Consider the following 13,444-nt stretch of genomic DNA (forward strand, 5'->3'; position numbering starts at 1 on the left):
ACTTTTTCATTGTAGACAATAATTGCACATTTGCCCAGTGGATTTTTTAAGGCAAGATAAGAAGAAGCGAATGTGATTCCGGTAGAAAATAAAAAAACCATCAGACGTTCTCTTCCCTTGGAGTAGTTGATGGTTTTTCTTGTTAGGATTTCATAACTTGGATTCCTTTTATGATATTCCAGATAAAGAAGTACAGGCTAATGATACCGCAAATACATACAGTGATAATAGCACCGATACCAAGTGTTACATCGGGCTCATTGGAACCGAGTCCCATAATTCCTAATACAATCATCGATATAAAGGCTGCAATACTTGGAATAATATGTGTCCATAAAGCTTTTTTTGCATGAGCTTTCGTCTCGCTGTCACCGAAAATCCAAACGATGATTGGGAAAAGAAGCGGTGCAAAGAAAATACTCCAGTAGGAAAAGGCGGATAATAATTTGTTTCCGTTCATGTAGGTCACCTCATAAGCTAGTGTTTGTTATTATACGTTTAGTATGCAGGCAAATGGAGTGAGGCACTATCGTTTTATCTTACAAAAACATGACAGTTTTGTAAGATTTGATGAGATAGGGTATATAAGGGCGCCGATATAATAAAAGTGTAGTGTAATCATGCAAAAAACGTAGCGATTATTCGCTGCATTTTTTGTGGAAAGAGTGTAAATCGATGAATTTAGCTAGTGCAATATAAATATCAATTTGGGCATCATTTGGATCAATAGATGTTCACCGTATCGTTCAAAGTCTATCGTGAAAGCGCGGTTGTTTTCTTTTGACCAGTTCCAAATATCTTGCCATGCTTCTGCGATAACTTTTGATATTGGACCTTTTCGAGTTGTAAATAACGCATATGTACAAGCAGGGATTGCAAGAGGTGTCATATTTTTCGGGATATTTTCCAATGAAGAAACTGGCATGCCAATTGTGTATCTATATGCTCCGGTTTCATCGGACTCATAATTTGAATACACTGCTAGTGTTACTTGTGAAGGTTGGCTAGGAGTTAATTTATTCAAAAAGACTCCTTCTGTATGAAAGGAGTCCGCTTCACTTTATATATTAAAACATACTAGAACTATGCATTGGTTGCAGTTTTGCATTTGGATCGAAGTAAGCTTTGGCATTGTTTACCGCTGTTGGTGCTTCACCAAAGCCACATGCAATTAGTTTTACTTTTCCTTCATATGTACAGATGTCACCAGCTGCGTAAATACCAGAGATGTTTGTTTCCATTTTAGAGTTTACAACGATGCTGTTCTTTTGAATGTCTAAGCCCCAGTTTTTAATTGGACCAAGAGAAGAAACGAAACCATAGTTTACGATGACATCATCAACGTCAATAACAACCTTTTCTTCTGTTTTCACATGTTGCAGAACAACTTGTTCAATTTTGTCTTCACCAATTAGTTCAATTGGAACGTAAGGTGTTTTTACGTCTGCTCGAGAGTTCATTAAGCTTTCTACGCTGTGCTCATGAGCACGGAATTTATCACGACGATGAACGATTGTTACTTGTTCAGCGATTGGTTCTAACATCATTGTCCAGTCTACAGCAGAGTCGCCGCCGCCAAATACAACGACGCGTTTCCCAGTGAATTTTTTCATATCATCAACGAAGTAGTGAAGGTTTTTTTTCTCGAATTTTTCTACTCCTTCTAATTCTAAACGGCGTGGTTGGAAAGCTCCGTTACCAGCTGTAATAATGACAGATTTAGAATAGTGTGTTGCTTTATTTGTTACAAGCTTAAATACGCCATCGGCTTGTTTTTCAAGTGTATCAACTGCTTCTTCTAAGCAAATAGTCGGCTCAAACTTTTTCATTTGTTCTTTTAAATTATCAACAAGTTCTTGCGCACGTACTTTTGGGAATCCGGCTACGTCATAAATATATTTTTCAGGGTATAGTGCGGATAATTGTCCTCCAAGTTGCGGTAAGCTTTCAATAATTTTTACACTTGCCTGTCTCATGCCGCCATAAAACGCTGTGAATAATCCTGTTGGACCTCCACCGATAATCGTTATGTCGTAAACTTTTTGATTTTCTGTCACTATTTATTCCCCCTATAGATGGAATTTAGATATTGATTCCATATATTGTTCATATGTATACGGAAATCCTGCAAACAATATTGCAATTTACAATAAAAATGATAACATATTTCAGTTTAGAATACTGCAAGAAATGACTGAATTATATGTAAGCTTCTGCATAGATAGGATGAAAATGTATAAAATATACCGAGTAGGAAAATAGATGAAAAAAAGGTTAAAAAACCCTTGAAAACGCTATGTTATTTTAAAATATTGATAATTCTCTAGGCGCTTGAATTATGAAATAAAACCGACTAATATAGGAAAGTATTATGTTAATTTTTTATGACAAATTTCGTACGATTTTTTGAATACGTTTTGTTATGCTTGAGAATGTGAGGAATTCCACATTCTTGACAAATTGAGTGTTTAGCACTTTGATTTTATTTTTGATTTTGATTACTTATTATATAAAGAAAAGGGTTGTGATTCGGTGAAAACTCCAAAAATCGTAGTTTTAGGTGCAGGTTATGGCGGGATGATTACGACTGTTCGTCTGCAAAAAACATTATCTGTAAGTGAAGCTGAAATTACGTTAGTAAACAACAACAGCTATCACTACCAAGCAACTTGGTTACATGAAAGTGCAGCTGGTACATTACACCATGATAAAATCCGTCTCGATATTGAAGACGTTATTGATACAAACAAAGTAAACTTTGTGCAAGATACAGTTGTAGAAATTAAGGCTGCTGAAAAGCGCATTATCTTAAAAAATGGTGAGTTAACATATGATTACTTAGTAATCGGCCTTGGTTTTGAATCTGAAACATTCGGTATTAAAGGTTTGAAAGAGCATGCATTCTCTATTACTAACATTAATGCGACTCGTCAAATTCGTGAGCATATGGAATACAAGTTCTCTCAATATGCGACAGAAAAACGTGATGAGCTAGTAACAATTGTGGTTGGTGGTGCAGGATTTACAGGTATCGAGTATGTAGGTGAGCTTGCAAATCGTATTCCTGAACTTTGCAAAGAATATGATGTTCCACGTGAAAAAGCACGTATTATCTGTGTAGAAGCTGCTCCAACAGCGCTTCCTGGTTTCGATCCAGAATTAGTTGAGTATGCGGTAAAACAATTAGAGAAAAAAGGTGTAGAATTCCGAATCGGTACAGCAATTAAAGAAGCAACTGAAGAAGGTATTCTAGTTGCAAACGGTGATGATGCTGAGTTACTTAAATCTGAAACTGTTGTTTGGGCTGCCGGTGTTCGCGGTAACGGTATTGTGGAAGAGTCTGGCTTTGAAGCAATGCGTGGACGTGTAAAAGTTGATGAGTATATGCATGCTCCAGGTCATGAAGATGTATTCATGGTTGGTGACGCAGCGTTAATCATCAATGAAGAGATTAACCGTCCATATCCACCGACAGCACAAATTGCAATTCAACAAGGTTACAACATTGCACACAACTTAGCTGTGCTAGTTCGTGATAAAGGCGAAATGAAGAAATTCGTTTTCGATAACAAAGGATCTGTATGTTCATTAGGACATGACGATGCAATGGGCGTTGTGATGGGGAAAAAGTTAACGGGATGGAAAGCTTCCTTCATGAAGAAAGTAATCGATAACCGTTACTTATTCTTACTTGGTGGACCTTTATTAGTTCTGAAAAAAGGTAAACTAAAGTTCTTTTAATATATAGTAGAAAAGAGCAGAAGCGGCTATGAGTCGCTTCTGCTCTTTGTGTTATGTAAGCTTTTCTTAAACTTCTATCGTGCATTCAGTGTATAAGTAGAAGTTCTTTTTGAACGAAAAGCAACAAAAAACCAAATTACATTTGTGATGGATACTGCTACGCAAAGCATGATGACTCCTAAGAAAGAAGAGGCGTTATAGTCACTTACGCGCATTGTAATAAATACGACTGTAAGTATCACGAGATGTATGAATAGCCCCATACCGCAAAGAAAAGCCATGATGAATCGCATTGCCTGTATTCCTCCTATATAAAGAAGTAGAGGTACAATATAAAATAGTAAAATCATGCCGATTGATTTCCACATGCCTAGAGAGTTAAATTTATTTGCATTAGGTCCCAAATCAGCAAGTGGTGAAAGTGAAGTGGCAATTAAGAAAGAGCAGAAGAGTAATGCGGAAACTAATGTTACAAATACAATCCTGGACTTTTGTGATAGATTTCTCATTTTACTTTTTACTCCTTTCGCAATGAATAGGTGTGATGTAATATTCAAAGCAGAATTTTGAAGGGATTCGAGGTCTTTCTACAGAGGAAAGAATACCCTATATTCACATTATATCAAATATATGGAAATTAAGAAGGGTAGAAAGAAATGTAGTAACTGAGGAACAAGGGAAGATTATATTATTCTCACTGAAAAATATAGTATAATACATAGAAAAGAATGAATATTCTGTTCGTTTGACTGAAAGGGGTTTTACATCATGGGAAAGCGTGGGAATGTTTGGCTAGCTGTAAGTGGATTAGTGACTACAAAAGATGGTCGCTGGCTCTTCGTTAAGAAAAAATACGGGGGGCTAAAAGGAAAATGGTCATTGCCGGCTGGTTTTGTAAATGAGGGAGAAACGATTGATGAAGCTGTTAAACGTGAAATTTTAGAAGAGACAGGAATTCGGGCGCATATAAAAGGGGTTATTGGAATTCGTTCTGGAGTTATTCGTGATGAGATTAGCGATAATATGATTATTTTTTTACTCGAACCAGAAGGAGAAGAAATCACTGTACAAGAAAAGGAATTGTCTGAAGTAGCATTTTTACATCCAAAAGATATTGCATATAATCAAGATGCTTCTATATTAATTCGATATTTACTGGAAGGTCATACAGAATCACTTCTGAAGATGGATACAACATTAAATCCAGGAGATCAATTTGGATATACAGCCTATCATGTATTTACGGCAGGAGATAAGAAATAGAAGGAGTGGGAAAAAGTGAGTATTCCAGTATTACTTATTTCAATGATGTTATTTTTTATACTTTTCTTTGGAATTGGATTTTTACTCAATATGATTTTACGTGCTACTTGGGTAATGGTTATCATTTATCCAATTGTTTGTATGCTGATTATTAATAAAGCAAGTGTCTGGGACTACTTTTCAAAGCCGAAAGAAACATTTTCCTCATTTGGAACAAGTGTCTCGCATCTTGGACAAGCCGATCTTTTTATTCTATCCACAGGGTTAATAGGGGCGATTTTATCAGGAGTTGTGATAAAGAAACTTCGGAAAAGTGGTTATCAAATGTTCTAATCTCCAGTTTACTGGAGATTTTTTTTCTGCATATTTCTTAATCGTATAGGGAATGATGAACGATGAAGGAGTGTGGAATATAAAAATGTTAAAACGATATGGTATTCGCATTATGATGACTTGTTTACTTGTAGTCGCATTATGTGTGACATGGCAAGCGTTCACTGGAGTGTCTGTACTGGAGCTTGTAAAAACATATCAAGAAAGCAATGTAAAAGAAGTACATGCAGCAGAAAGAGGGCACCAAGTTGTTCCGAGTAAAGAAGTGATAAATGCTTTAGAACAGGGGAAAGACTGGTCTAAATATCGTGTAATGGAAATGACAGCAACTGGTTATACGTCAGGTGTAGAATCAACCGGTAAAAACCCTGGTCATCCAGAGTATGGCATTACATATTCAGGTGTAAAGGCTAAAAGGGACATATATTCTACAATTGCAGCTGATTTACGTGTATTTCCAATTGGGACCATCCTTTTTGTACCAGGCTATGGATATGGCGTGGTAGCAGATAAAGGTGGCGCTATAAAAGGAAATAGACTCGATTTGTACTATGATACGGTTCAAGATGTGTATAGTCAATGGGGTAAGAAAAAAGTAAATGTATATGTAGTGAAAATGGGAAAAGGTAAGTTTACAGAAGAAGAGTTAACGATGTTAAATCAAGACGAAACGATGCAAGTGTTCCGTGGTCAATATTTAAAACAAAGGTAGTCTAGTGGTAATAACACTAGACTACCTTTGTTTTTTATTTGAAAATATATTGGTTATTATTTGGAATGTATTGTCAACTGTGTTTGGAATGAAACTGATTTGTTATATATGTTTACTAGATTGGCTAAGTATATTTTTTTGTAGCCTCTTTTTTCATGAAAAGATTTATGATATGATTTTTTAGGTTGGACAATTTGTGTAAAAATTTTCTAATTTTTTTCAAAAGGTAATAAAGTATTTTTTAGAAATAGAAAAGTGTAAATTTAGTTGCGATTTGTTTTGTGTACTATCCATTAATTATGAGAGAAAAAATAGCAACTAAAAATTTTCATATTTCAAATATATTTTTTGCTTTTATTACAGCTGGAGTTACAATAACAAATTCAGCGATGTGGTTTATTGCGAGTATTTTGGTATATAAAGGAACGAAGAGGAAACTTATTTGGACATTCATTCCTATCATTCTTGTAGTCGCGGCATTTATAGGGGTTATGCTAGTGAATCAAGTGACTTTGCAAGAAGCGATAGGAGGTAGTACCCGTTTTACTCTTTAACAAGAATTTTCAAAAGAGTATTTAAGTTCTAAAATAGGGATGTTTATTCATTCACTTCTAGGATCACCTTTAATTTTGGGTAATATTTCTGAGGTTCTTTTACGGACACACCAAGATTTTCCATGATTCAATTTGTTACCATCTCATCCATTAAGAGGATGGATTGTAATTATAACTGTATATGGAACGATTTTATGGGTTATGGCAAAAAATATATTAAAAGATCGTTTTGTTCTATTTTTGGTAGGGTGCTTAGGATTTAATGTTTTGCTACATGGGATTTTTGGATTTGGATTACCAGAAGCATTTATTTATGGGTCACATATTATTTTTATATTACCGTTACTTCTAGCATACGGATTTAAGAAAGTAAATCGTTTGAAAATTATAACGCTAAGTATATTTGTACTGATAATTGCTTTAAATAATATAGATAAAATCATTTATTTATATCAATTTGCAGTGTTGAAATATCCAGTTTAATGTAATTAGTTTGACTAAATTGGATGATACGAAATTTTTATAAAAAGGAGTGCAGTGCCTGTCTACAAGAGGTATGCACTCTTTTTTGCTTTCCATCTAATCATAAACTTCATTGTGTAATCAGTTTGTGATTTTAGGAGAATCATAATTCCATATTTTTTGTTAAGTGTGTTGAGTACTATATATAACGTTATTTTATTTTGGAGACTGTAGTTGAAAGTTTTGGAAGGATTATTTGTATTTCTTCATTAAGATAGTGTTAGAGGTGTAAATGAAGGGGGAAATCTTTCGTAGTAGTTGCAGGATGGAATTTGAATACGGAAAGAGTTGGAATTGTCGCATTTTATCGAAAATAAAGTTATAATGAAAAGAGAGAAATTTAGGGGGTCTGAGCATGTTTCAAGTACAAAAAGAATTAGTGAATCACGAAGCGGTAATTGTTGCTTTATTTGAAGAAGAGGTAACGAGTAGTTTTGTACAAGAACTGGATAAAGCATTTGAAGGACAATTACAACTTTTATTAGAAGAGAAAGAGCTTAGTTCAAAGAAAAAAGTTATTTCTAAAGTACATAGCCTAGGAAAAACAAATGCAAAACGCTACTATTTTGTCGGTCTTGGCAAAAAAGAAGCATACACAACAGAAACGTTACGTGCTTCACTTAGTAAAGCATTTAAAACATTAAAAGCTGCAAAGGTAAAAGATGCAGCGATTTTACTTGATTCTTTCGTAACAGATAAGTTAGGTGCAATCGATGTTGCACATATTGCAGCGGAAGTGTATTGCCTAGGTACATATGATTTACAAACCTATAAAACAGATAAAAAAGAAAGTGTAGAGTTAGAAAACTTTGCGGTTATTACAGTAGAAGACGCAAAAGAAATCGAAGCTGCATTAACAGTAGGATATGTGCACGGACGTGCGACAAACTCAGCTCGTACACTTGTAAATATGCCGCCTAACGTATTAACAGCAACAAAACTTGCAGAGTATGCTGTTGAATTAGCTGAGACATATGACATGGATTATAAAGTACTTGAGAAAGAAGAAATGGAAGAGCTTGGTATGGGTGCATTACTTGCCGTGAATCAAGGTTCTACTGAGCCGCCAAAAATGATCGCTCTTATTTATAAAGGAAAAGAAGAGTGGACAGATGTGATCGGGCTCGTTGGAAAAGGGATTACATATGATACAGGTGGTTATTCTTTAAAACCACGCGAAGGTATGGTTGGTATGAAAGGTGATATGGGCGGTGCTGCAGCTGTTCTTGGAGCGATGGAAATTATCGGTGAACTTCGTCCTGAGCAAAACATAGTCGCTGTTATTCCATCAACTGATAACGTTGTTAGTGGTACTGCATTCAAACCAGATGATGTGATTACATCTATGAGTGGGAAAACAATTGAAGTATTAAATACAGATGCAGAAGGTCGTCTAGCATTAGCAGACGGGATTACGTATGCGAAGAAACTTGGTGCAAACTATCTTGTTGATGTTGCGACATTAACAGGTGGTGTCATCGTTGCACTTGGAAACCATACAACGGGTGCGATGACAAATGATGAAACGTTGTTTGAACAAGTGTTAGAAGCATCAATGGAAACGGATGAGCCAATTTGGCAATTACCGATTTTCGAGCGTGATAAAGAACGCGTCCGTAACAGTAAATTTGCAGATTTAAATAACTCACCAGGTCGTGAAGGTCATGCGGTAATGGCAGGAACATTCCTTGGTGAGTTTGCAGAAGAAACACCATGGGTACATTTAGATATCGCTGGAACATCTGATACAACGAGCGCACATGATTTAGGACCAGCAGGAGCAACAGGAGCAATGGTTCGTACGCTTGCGACGCTTGTTGAGCGTTTTGGAGAAGAATAAGAGAGTTGGAAAAAAGCTGTCCCAAAAGGGCGTTACGTACAGACCTTTTGGAGACGGCTTTTTTTATCTTACAGGTTCCATATATGATGAGTGAAATTCCATGCGCTCATAAACGATACAATCGCAAAGAAAATAATAATTATCCGTTGAATTGATTTAGGTACAACAAGTGGGATGATAGCATAAATTGGGAATAAAACACTTAAATATCTGAGCGTGCTATGCATCGGCAGACCGCGTGTACCAAAACTGAATATAAAAATAATCGTGATACATACAAAGAGCATTGCGCTAATACTTTCCCATTTTAAATGAGATTTCAAACGCCAAATATATCCAATTCCAAAAAAGGCGAATAATACTGCTGATATCCATAGCCCTTGTCTTATTTCTCTTATGTCTACAGTAAATGCTGCATAAAAGCCTTCAATGATTTGAATCCATGGTAAAACGGCGTAATGACCCCAGTTTTCGGCTTGTGTCGTTGAGAAAACCAACGGATCTCCGAATACACGATATAGGTAAATCATATATCCTGTTAAGCCAACTGTACAACTTAGTCCCCATAATAGAGAATTTCTTACCAATTTCCAATTTTTATTCCATATGGACATAATAAAAAGGGTAAATGGAAAAATGCCGAATAATAAAGCTGGTGCTCGGGTGGATGTTAAAATGGCGGCAAATATATAAGCGTAAAGCCATTTTTCTTTTATAGCCATGTGAAGAGAAGCAAGGGAGAAAAGAACGATCCAGACTTCTGTATAAACAGTGGCATAATAAATTGCACAAGGATTAACTGCGAAAAGCCAAATGCCTGCTTTTATTTGGGAATCATTCATGTTACAGCGCTTGAAAAATTCCTTCAGCAAATATAAGCAAATAAAAAATGCGACCTGCGTCACTGCAATGACAGTATAGGGGTTGCCAAAGACTTTGATTAGTATTGGTACAAATGGAAAAAACGCAGTAGCTTTTCTTGATTCATATCCATTTTCAGCGATTTCAATGTACCAAAGACTATCCCAATTAATAAGAGCATGCTTGAAGTGTTCTAACGTCATTCCTTCATGGAAGTTATTATAATAGGGTAATAAAATGGCCAAAATTAAAAGAAGATAATGAGCTAGAATGGGTTTTAACCACCAAATTTTTTTGTGTGGCTGTTCAGAGTATAAACGTCTTTTTTGTAATAGACTGTTGTGCATATATGTAACTCCTCAATTGACTTGGTATTTCTATCTTATCAGACATTTCTATTGTAAAATCACGTATCTTATGTTTAGAAGCGGGTACATAATTAAAAGTTTGAAAGTTCTTTTTATGTATTAAACAATATTGACCTCTANNTAGAGGTCAATATTGTTTAAGTTATTTATTATATCCTACAATTTCATTTGTATCGATATCAACATATACTTCAACGTTTTTGGGTGCAGATGTATCAGATGGGAAATGAACGAGATAAACAGTCTTTCCTTCATATTCCTCATTTGATTGATGGCTATTATGCTTGTGAAATGTTGTTTTTGTCATTGTAGCATTTTCCCAATCACCAATAATATATTGCTTTTCTTGATTGGATAATTGATTCCAAACGGCCTTTTTAATACTTTTTTCGGTTTCTTGAGGTTGATTGGAAGAGTTGCTCGAGCTATTCGCATCGATACAACCTACAAGTATAAAGCATGTAAAAAATATTGTGAAAAATAGATAGAATGTGTTTTTCATGATTCCTACATCGCCTTTCTATCCTCATAATGTATATACTTCAATTAGCAGAATGAAAATTCCTGTTATATGTAAAAGAAATATAAGATTTTATAGTGAAAATGCATATAACATTCCAGCTAAGGCAAAAGATGTTTTTCCGGTTTCTTCAGATACAACAAGAATAAGGGCATCACTTACTTCGGAAAGCCCAATTGCTGCGCGATGACGTGTCCCTAATTTTTGATGCGATGCAAGTGTTTGATGTGATAGTGGAAGTATATTGGCTGCGGATATAATATGGTTATTTTTCACAAGAACAGCACCATCATGAAGAGAGTTTCCAGGATAAAAAATAGATTCTAACAATGGAACGGTTAAGTGTGCTTGTAGTTCTATCCCGGATTGGATAAATGATTCTACCGGTTGATCTCTTTCCACAATAATGAGAGCACCATGCCGTTTTTCAGATAAGTGCCTGATTGCTGTTAGTAGATGAATGTAACAGTCTGTATAGGGAGATAGATACGTTTTGACATAGTAGGATGCCGTTTTTGATTGGATATGTAGTAATAATTTTTGTATATCTTCAACTTTACATAAAATACATTCATTATTATTGTCCAGTGCAGTTTGCATATCTTGAAGTGCAAAAGAAATATCTTTAATAGTTTCTTGAATATGCTGTTTCATTGTTTTTGTCAGTGCCCATTCTTGCATTGTATTCACCCTATTTAAGAATATATTTATTACGTATAGTTTTTCGTTCCATGCAGAAAGTATGCGTAAAGGAAAAGAATGTTTACATAGATTACATAGTTTTGTATATAAGGTAAGATTTTCTAGGGATATAAAATAGTATTGAGGAAAGCGTTATTTTCGCCATATAATGAGATTATGTTTGACTGAAAGGAGAGAGGAAAATGGATTGGACAAAAGAATATGAACGCTGGAGTAGTTTTGCGAATTTAGATGCAGAGTTAAAGCAACAATTAGAAGAAATGAAGGAAGATCCGAAGAAAATCGAGGACAGTTTCTATAAAAATTTAGAGTTTGGTACAGGTGGTATGCGCGGTGAGCTTGGTGTGGGAACAAACCGTTTAAATGTATATACAGTACGTAAAGCAACAGAAGGATTAGCACAATTTATTGAAAAACAAGGTGATGGAGCAAAAGCGCGCGGTGTTGTCGTTGCGTATGATTCACGTCATAAATCACCAGAGTTTGCAATGGAAGTGGCAGCGACACTGGGTGCTCATGGCATTAAAACATATGTATTTGAAAGTTTACGCCCAACACCGGAACTTTCATTTGCAGTGCGTTATTTACATACATATAGTGGAATCGTTCTTACTGCAAGCCATAATCCACCAGAATACAATGGATATAAAGTATATGGAGAAGATGGAGGACAATTACCTCCAAAAGAAGCGGATGAATTAATTTCGTACGTAAATGCGGTAAGTGATGAGCTAGTAGTAGAGATTGCGGATATTGAGCAATTAAAGCAAAACGGTCTATTAGAAATTATCGGACAAGATGTAGATGATGCATATTTAGAACAATTAAAAACAGTGATTATTAATAAAGAATTAGTGGAAAAACATGGAGAAGAATTGAAGGTTGTCTTTACACCATTACATGGTACTTCTAATATTCCTACTCGTCGTGGTTTAGAAGCAGTAGGATTTAAAAATGTAACGGTTGTAAAAGAACAAGAACAGCCGGATCCTAACTTTTCTACTGTAAAATCACCAAACCCAGAAGAGCATGCTGCATTTGAATTAGCAATTCGTTACGGTGAAGAAACGCAGGCTGATGTTTTAATTGCAACAGATCCAGATGCAGATCGTCTTGGTGTTGCAATTCGAAATCATGCTGGTGAATATCAAGTATTAACAGGAAATCAAACAGGTGCGTTAATGCTGGAATACTTATTATCTCAAAAGAAAGAAAAAGGTATATTACCAGAGAATGGTGTTGTCTTAAAAACAATCGTTACTTCAGAATTAGGACGTACAATTGCAAAAGCTTACGGGCTTGACACAATTGATACATTAACTGGATTTAAATTTATTGGTGAAAAGATTAAGCAATACGAAGAAAGCGGAGAATATGCATTCCAATTCGGTTACGAAGAAAGTTATGGATATTTAATTCGCCCGTTCTGCCGTGATAAAGATGCTGTTCAATCGGTATTGTTTGCATGTGAAGTAGCAGCATATTATAAATCACAAGGTAAAACATTATATGATGGATTGCTTGAAGTATTTGAGAAGTATGGATATTTCCGTGAAGGACTTGTTTCTCTAACATTGAAAGGAAAAGATGGTGCGGAGCAAATTCAAAATATGATGACATCTTTCCGTGAGAATCGACCAACAGAAGTAGCAGGTTTAAAGGTTACAATTGCTGAAGATTATAAAGCGAGTGTTAGAACAAAAGTTGTGGAAGAAGCTACTGAAGAGATTCATTTACCAAAATCAAACGTATTAAAGTATTACCTTGAGGATGGTTCTTGGTTCTGCTTACGTCCGTCTGGAACAGAGCCGAAAATTAAATTTTACTTTGGAGTGCAAGGCGATTCCTTGCAACATAGTGAAGAAAAGCTTGAGAATATTAAAAGCGATATTATGAATCGCGTTCAATAATAAAAGAAGCATGGACATGGAGATGTTCATGCTTTTTTGTTATTGAGTAGATAGAAATAGGAAATTTTCATATGAATGATTCATGGGTATACAATTGAAATTGTCACATTTTAGACAC

General features: G+C 35.4%; 14 protein-coding genes and 1 pseudogene. 8 read left to right on the forward strand and 7 right to left on the reverse strand.

The genetic code is table 11. The features are described 5' to 3' along the window. Positions 1 to 142: 142 nt before the first annotated feature. The 3 genes and pseudogenes from CN288_RS07240 to CN288_RS07250 form a co-directional block, all read right to left on the reverse strand. The gene (locus CN288_RS07240; RefSeq protein WP_026594220.1) at positions 143 to 460 is read right to left on the reverse strand and encodes a DUF4870 domain-containing protein; all 318 of its coding nucleotides are present in this window, start codon (positions 458 to 460) and stop codon (positions 143 to 145) included. 178 nt (positions 461 to 638) lie between these two features. After that, positions 639 to 988: pseudogene (locus CN288_RS07245) on the reverse strand (GyrI-like domain-containing protein); the annotation flags it as partial. Positions 989 to 1,067: 79 nt separating this feature from the next. Then, positions 1,068 to 2,057: an NAD(P)/FAD-dependent oxidoreductase gene (locus tag CN288_RS07250; protein WP_026594221.1), complete on the reverse strand. Its 990-nt coding sequence runs from the start codon at positions 2,055 to 2,057 to the stop codon at positions 1,068 to 1,070. 475 nt (positions 2,058 to 2,532) lie between these two features. Here CN288_RS07250 and CN288_RS07255 point away from each other — a divergent pair, with 475 nt between their 5' ends. Beyond that, the gene (locus tag CN288_RS07255) at positions 2,533 to 3,741 is read left to right on the forward strand and encodes an NAD(P)/FAD-dependent oxidoreductase (RefSeq protein ID WP_026594222.1); all 1,209 of its coding nucleotides are present in this window, start codon (positions 2,533 to 2,535) and stop codon (positions 3,739 to 3,741) included. A gap of 74 nt (positions 3,742 to 3,815) precedes the next feature. Here the strand turns inward: CN288_RS07255 and CN288_RS07260 are convergent, their stop codons facing one another. Beyond that, positions 3,816 to 4,250 (reverse strand): DUF5391 family protein, encoded by a 435-nt coding sequence (locus tag CN288_RS07260; protein ID WP_026594223.1) that lies wholly within the window; start codon positions 4,248 to 4,250, stop codon positions 3,816 to 3,818. Between the two features lie 259 nt (positions 4,251 to 4,509). Here CN288_RS07260 and CN288_RS07265 point away from each other — a divergent pair, with 259 nt between their 5' ends. From CN288_RS07265 to CN288_RS07290, 6 genes are all read left to right on the forward strand, one after another. After that, the gene (locus CN288_RS07265) at positions 4,510 to 5,004 is read left to right on the forward strand and encodes an NUDIX domain-containing protein (protein ID WP_026594224.1); all 495 of its coding nucleotides are present in this window, start codon (positions 4,510 to 4,512) and stop codon (positions 5,002 to 5,004) included. 15 nt (positions 5,005 to 5,019) lie between these two features. Continuing rightward, positions 5,020 to 5,337 (forward strand): YuiB family protein, encoded by a 318-nt coding sequence (locus CN288_RS07270; protein ID WP_026594225.1) that lies wholly within the window; start codon positions 5,020 to 5,022, stop codon positions 5,335 to 5,337. A gap of 85 nt (positions 5,338 to 5,422) precedes the next feature. Continuing rightward, positions 5,423 to 6,049 carry a 3D domain-containing protein gene (locus tag CN288_RS07275; RefSeq protein ID WP_026594226.1) on the forward strand — a complete coding sequence of 209 codons (627 nt, stop codon included), beginning with the start codon at positions 5,423 to 5,425 and terminating at the stop codon, positions 6,047 to 6,049. A gap of 299 nt (positions 6,050 to 6,348) precedes the next feature. Further along, positions 6,349 to 6,603 carry a hypothetical protein gene (locus tag CN288_RS07280; protein ID WP_098962706.1) on the forward strand — a complete coding sequence of 85 codons (255 nt, stop codon included), beginning with the start codon at positions 6,349 to 6,351 and terminating at the stop codon, positions 6,601 to 6,603. A 132-nt stretch (positions 6,604 to 6,735) separates the two neighbouring features. Beyond that, positions 6,736 to 7,086, forward strand: a complete 351-nt coding sequence (locus CN288_RS07285; RefSeq protein ID WP_098302032.1) for a DUF6080 domain-containing protein — start codon at positions 6,736 to 6,738, stop codon at positions 7,084 to 7,086. 394 nt (positions 7,087 to 7,480) lie between these two features. Continuing rightward, entirely contained in the window at positions 7,481 to 8,965 is a 1,485-nt protein-coding gene (locus tag CN288_RS07290) for a leucyl aminopeptidase (RefSeq protein ID WP_098302033.1), read from the forward strand. Positions 8,966 to 9,033: 68 nt separating this feature from the next. Here the strand turns inward: CN288_RS07290 and CN288_RS07295 are convergent, their stop codons facing one another. The 3 genes from CN288_RS07295 to cdaS all read right to left on the reverse strand — a co-directional run bounded on the left by CN288_RS07295 (position 9,034) and on the right by cdaS (position 11,395). Further along, a complete protein-coding gene (locus CN288_RS07295; RefSeq protein ID WP_026594228.1) occupies positions 9,034 to 10,173 on the reverse strand; it encodes a mannosyltransferase family protein in 1,140 nt (379 codons plus the stop codon). Between the two features lie 163 nt (positions 10,174 to 10,336). Further along, positions 10,337 to 10,696: a hypothetical protein gene (locus CN288_RS07300; RefSeq protein ID WP_026594229.1), complete on the reverse strand. Its 360-nt coding sequence runs from the start codon at positions 10,694 to 10,696 to the stop codon at positions 10,337 to 10,339. Positions 10,697 to 10,786: 90 nt separating this feature from the next. After that, on the reverse strand, positions 10,787 to 11,395 hold the full coding sequence (cdaS, locus tag CN288_RS07305) for a sporulation-specific diadenylate cyclase CdaS (protein ID WP_090693892.1): 609 nt from the start codon (positions 11,393 to 11,395) through the stop codon (positions 10,787 to 10,789). A gap of 203 nt (positions 11,396 to 11,598) precedes the next feature. On the opposite strand from cdaS, the gene CN288_RS07310 reads away from it, so the two are divergent. Beyond that, a complete protein-coding gene (locus tag CN288_RS07310; protein ID WP_098302034.1) occupies positions 11,599 to 13,326 on the forward strand; it encodes a phospho-sugar mutase in 1,728 nt (575 codons plus the stop codon). The last annotated feature ends 118 nt before the right edge of the window (positions 13,327 to 13,444 follow it).

This window comes from Bacillus sp. AFS023182 (assembly GCF_002560575.1).
Lineage (GTDB): Bacteria > Bacillota > Bacilli > Bacillales > Bacillaceae_G > Bacillus_A > Bacillus_A arachidis.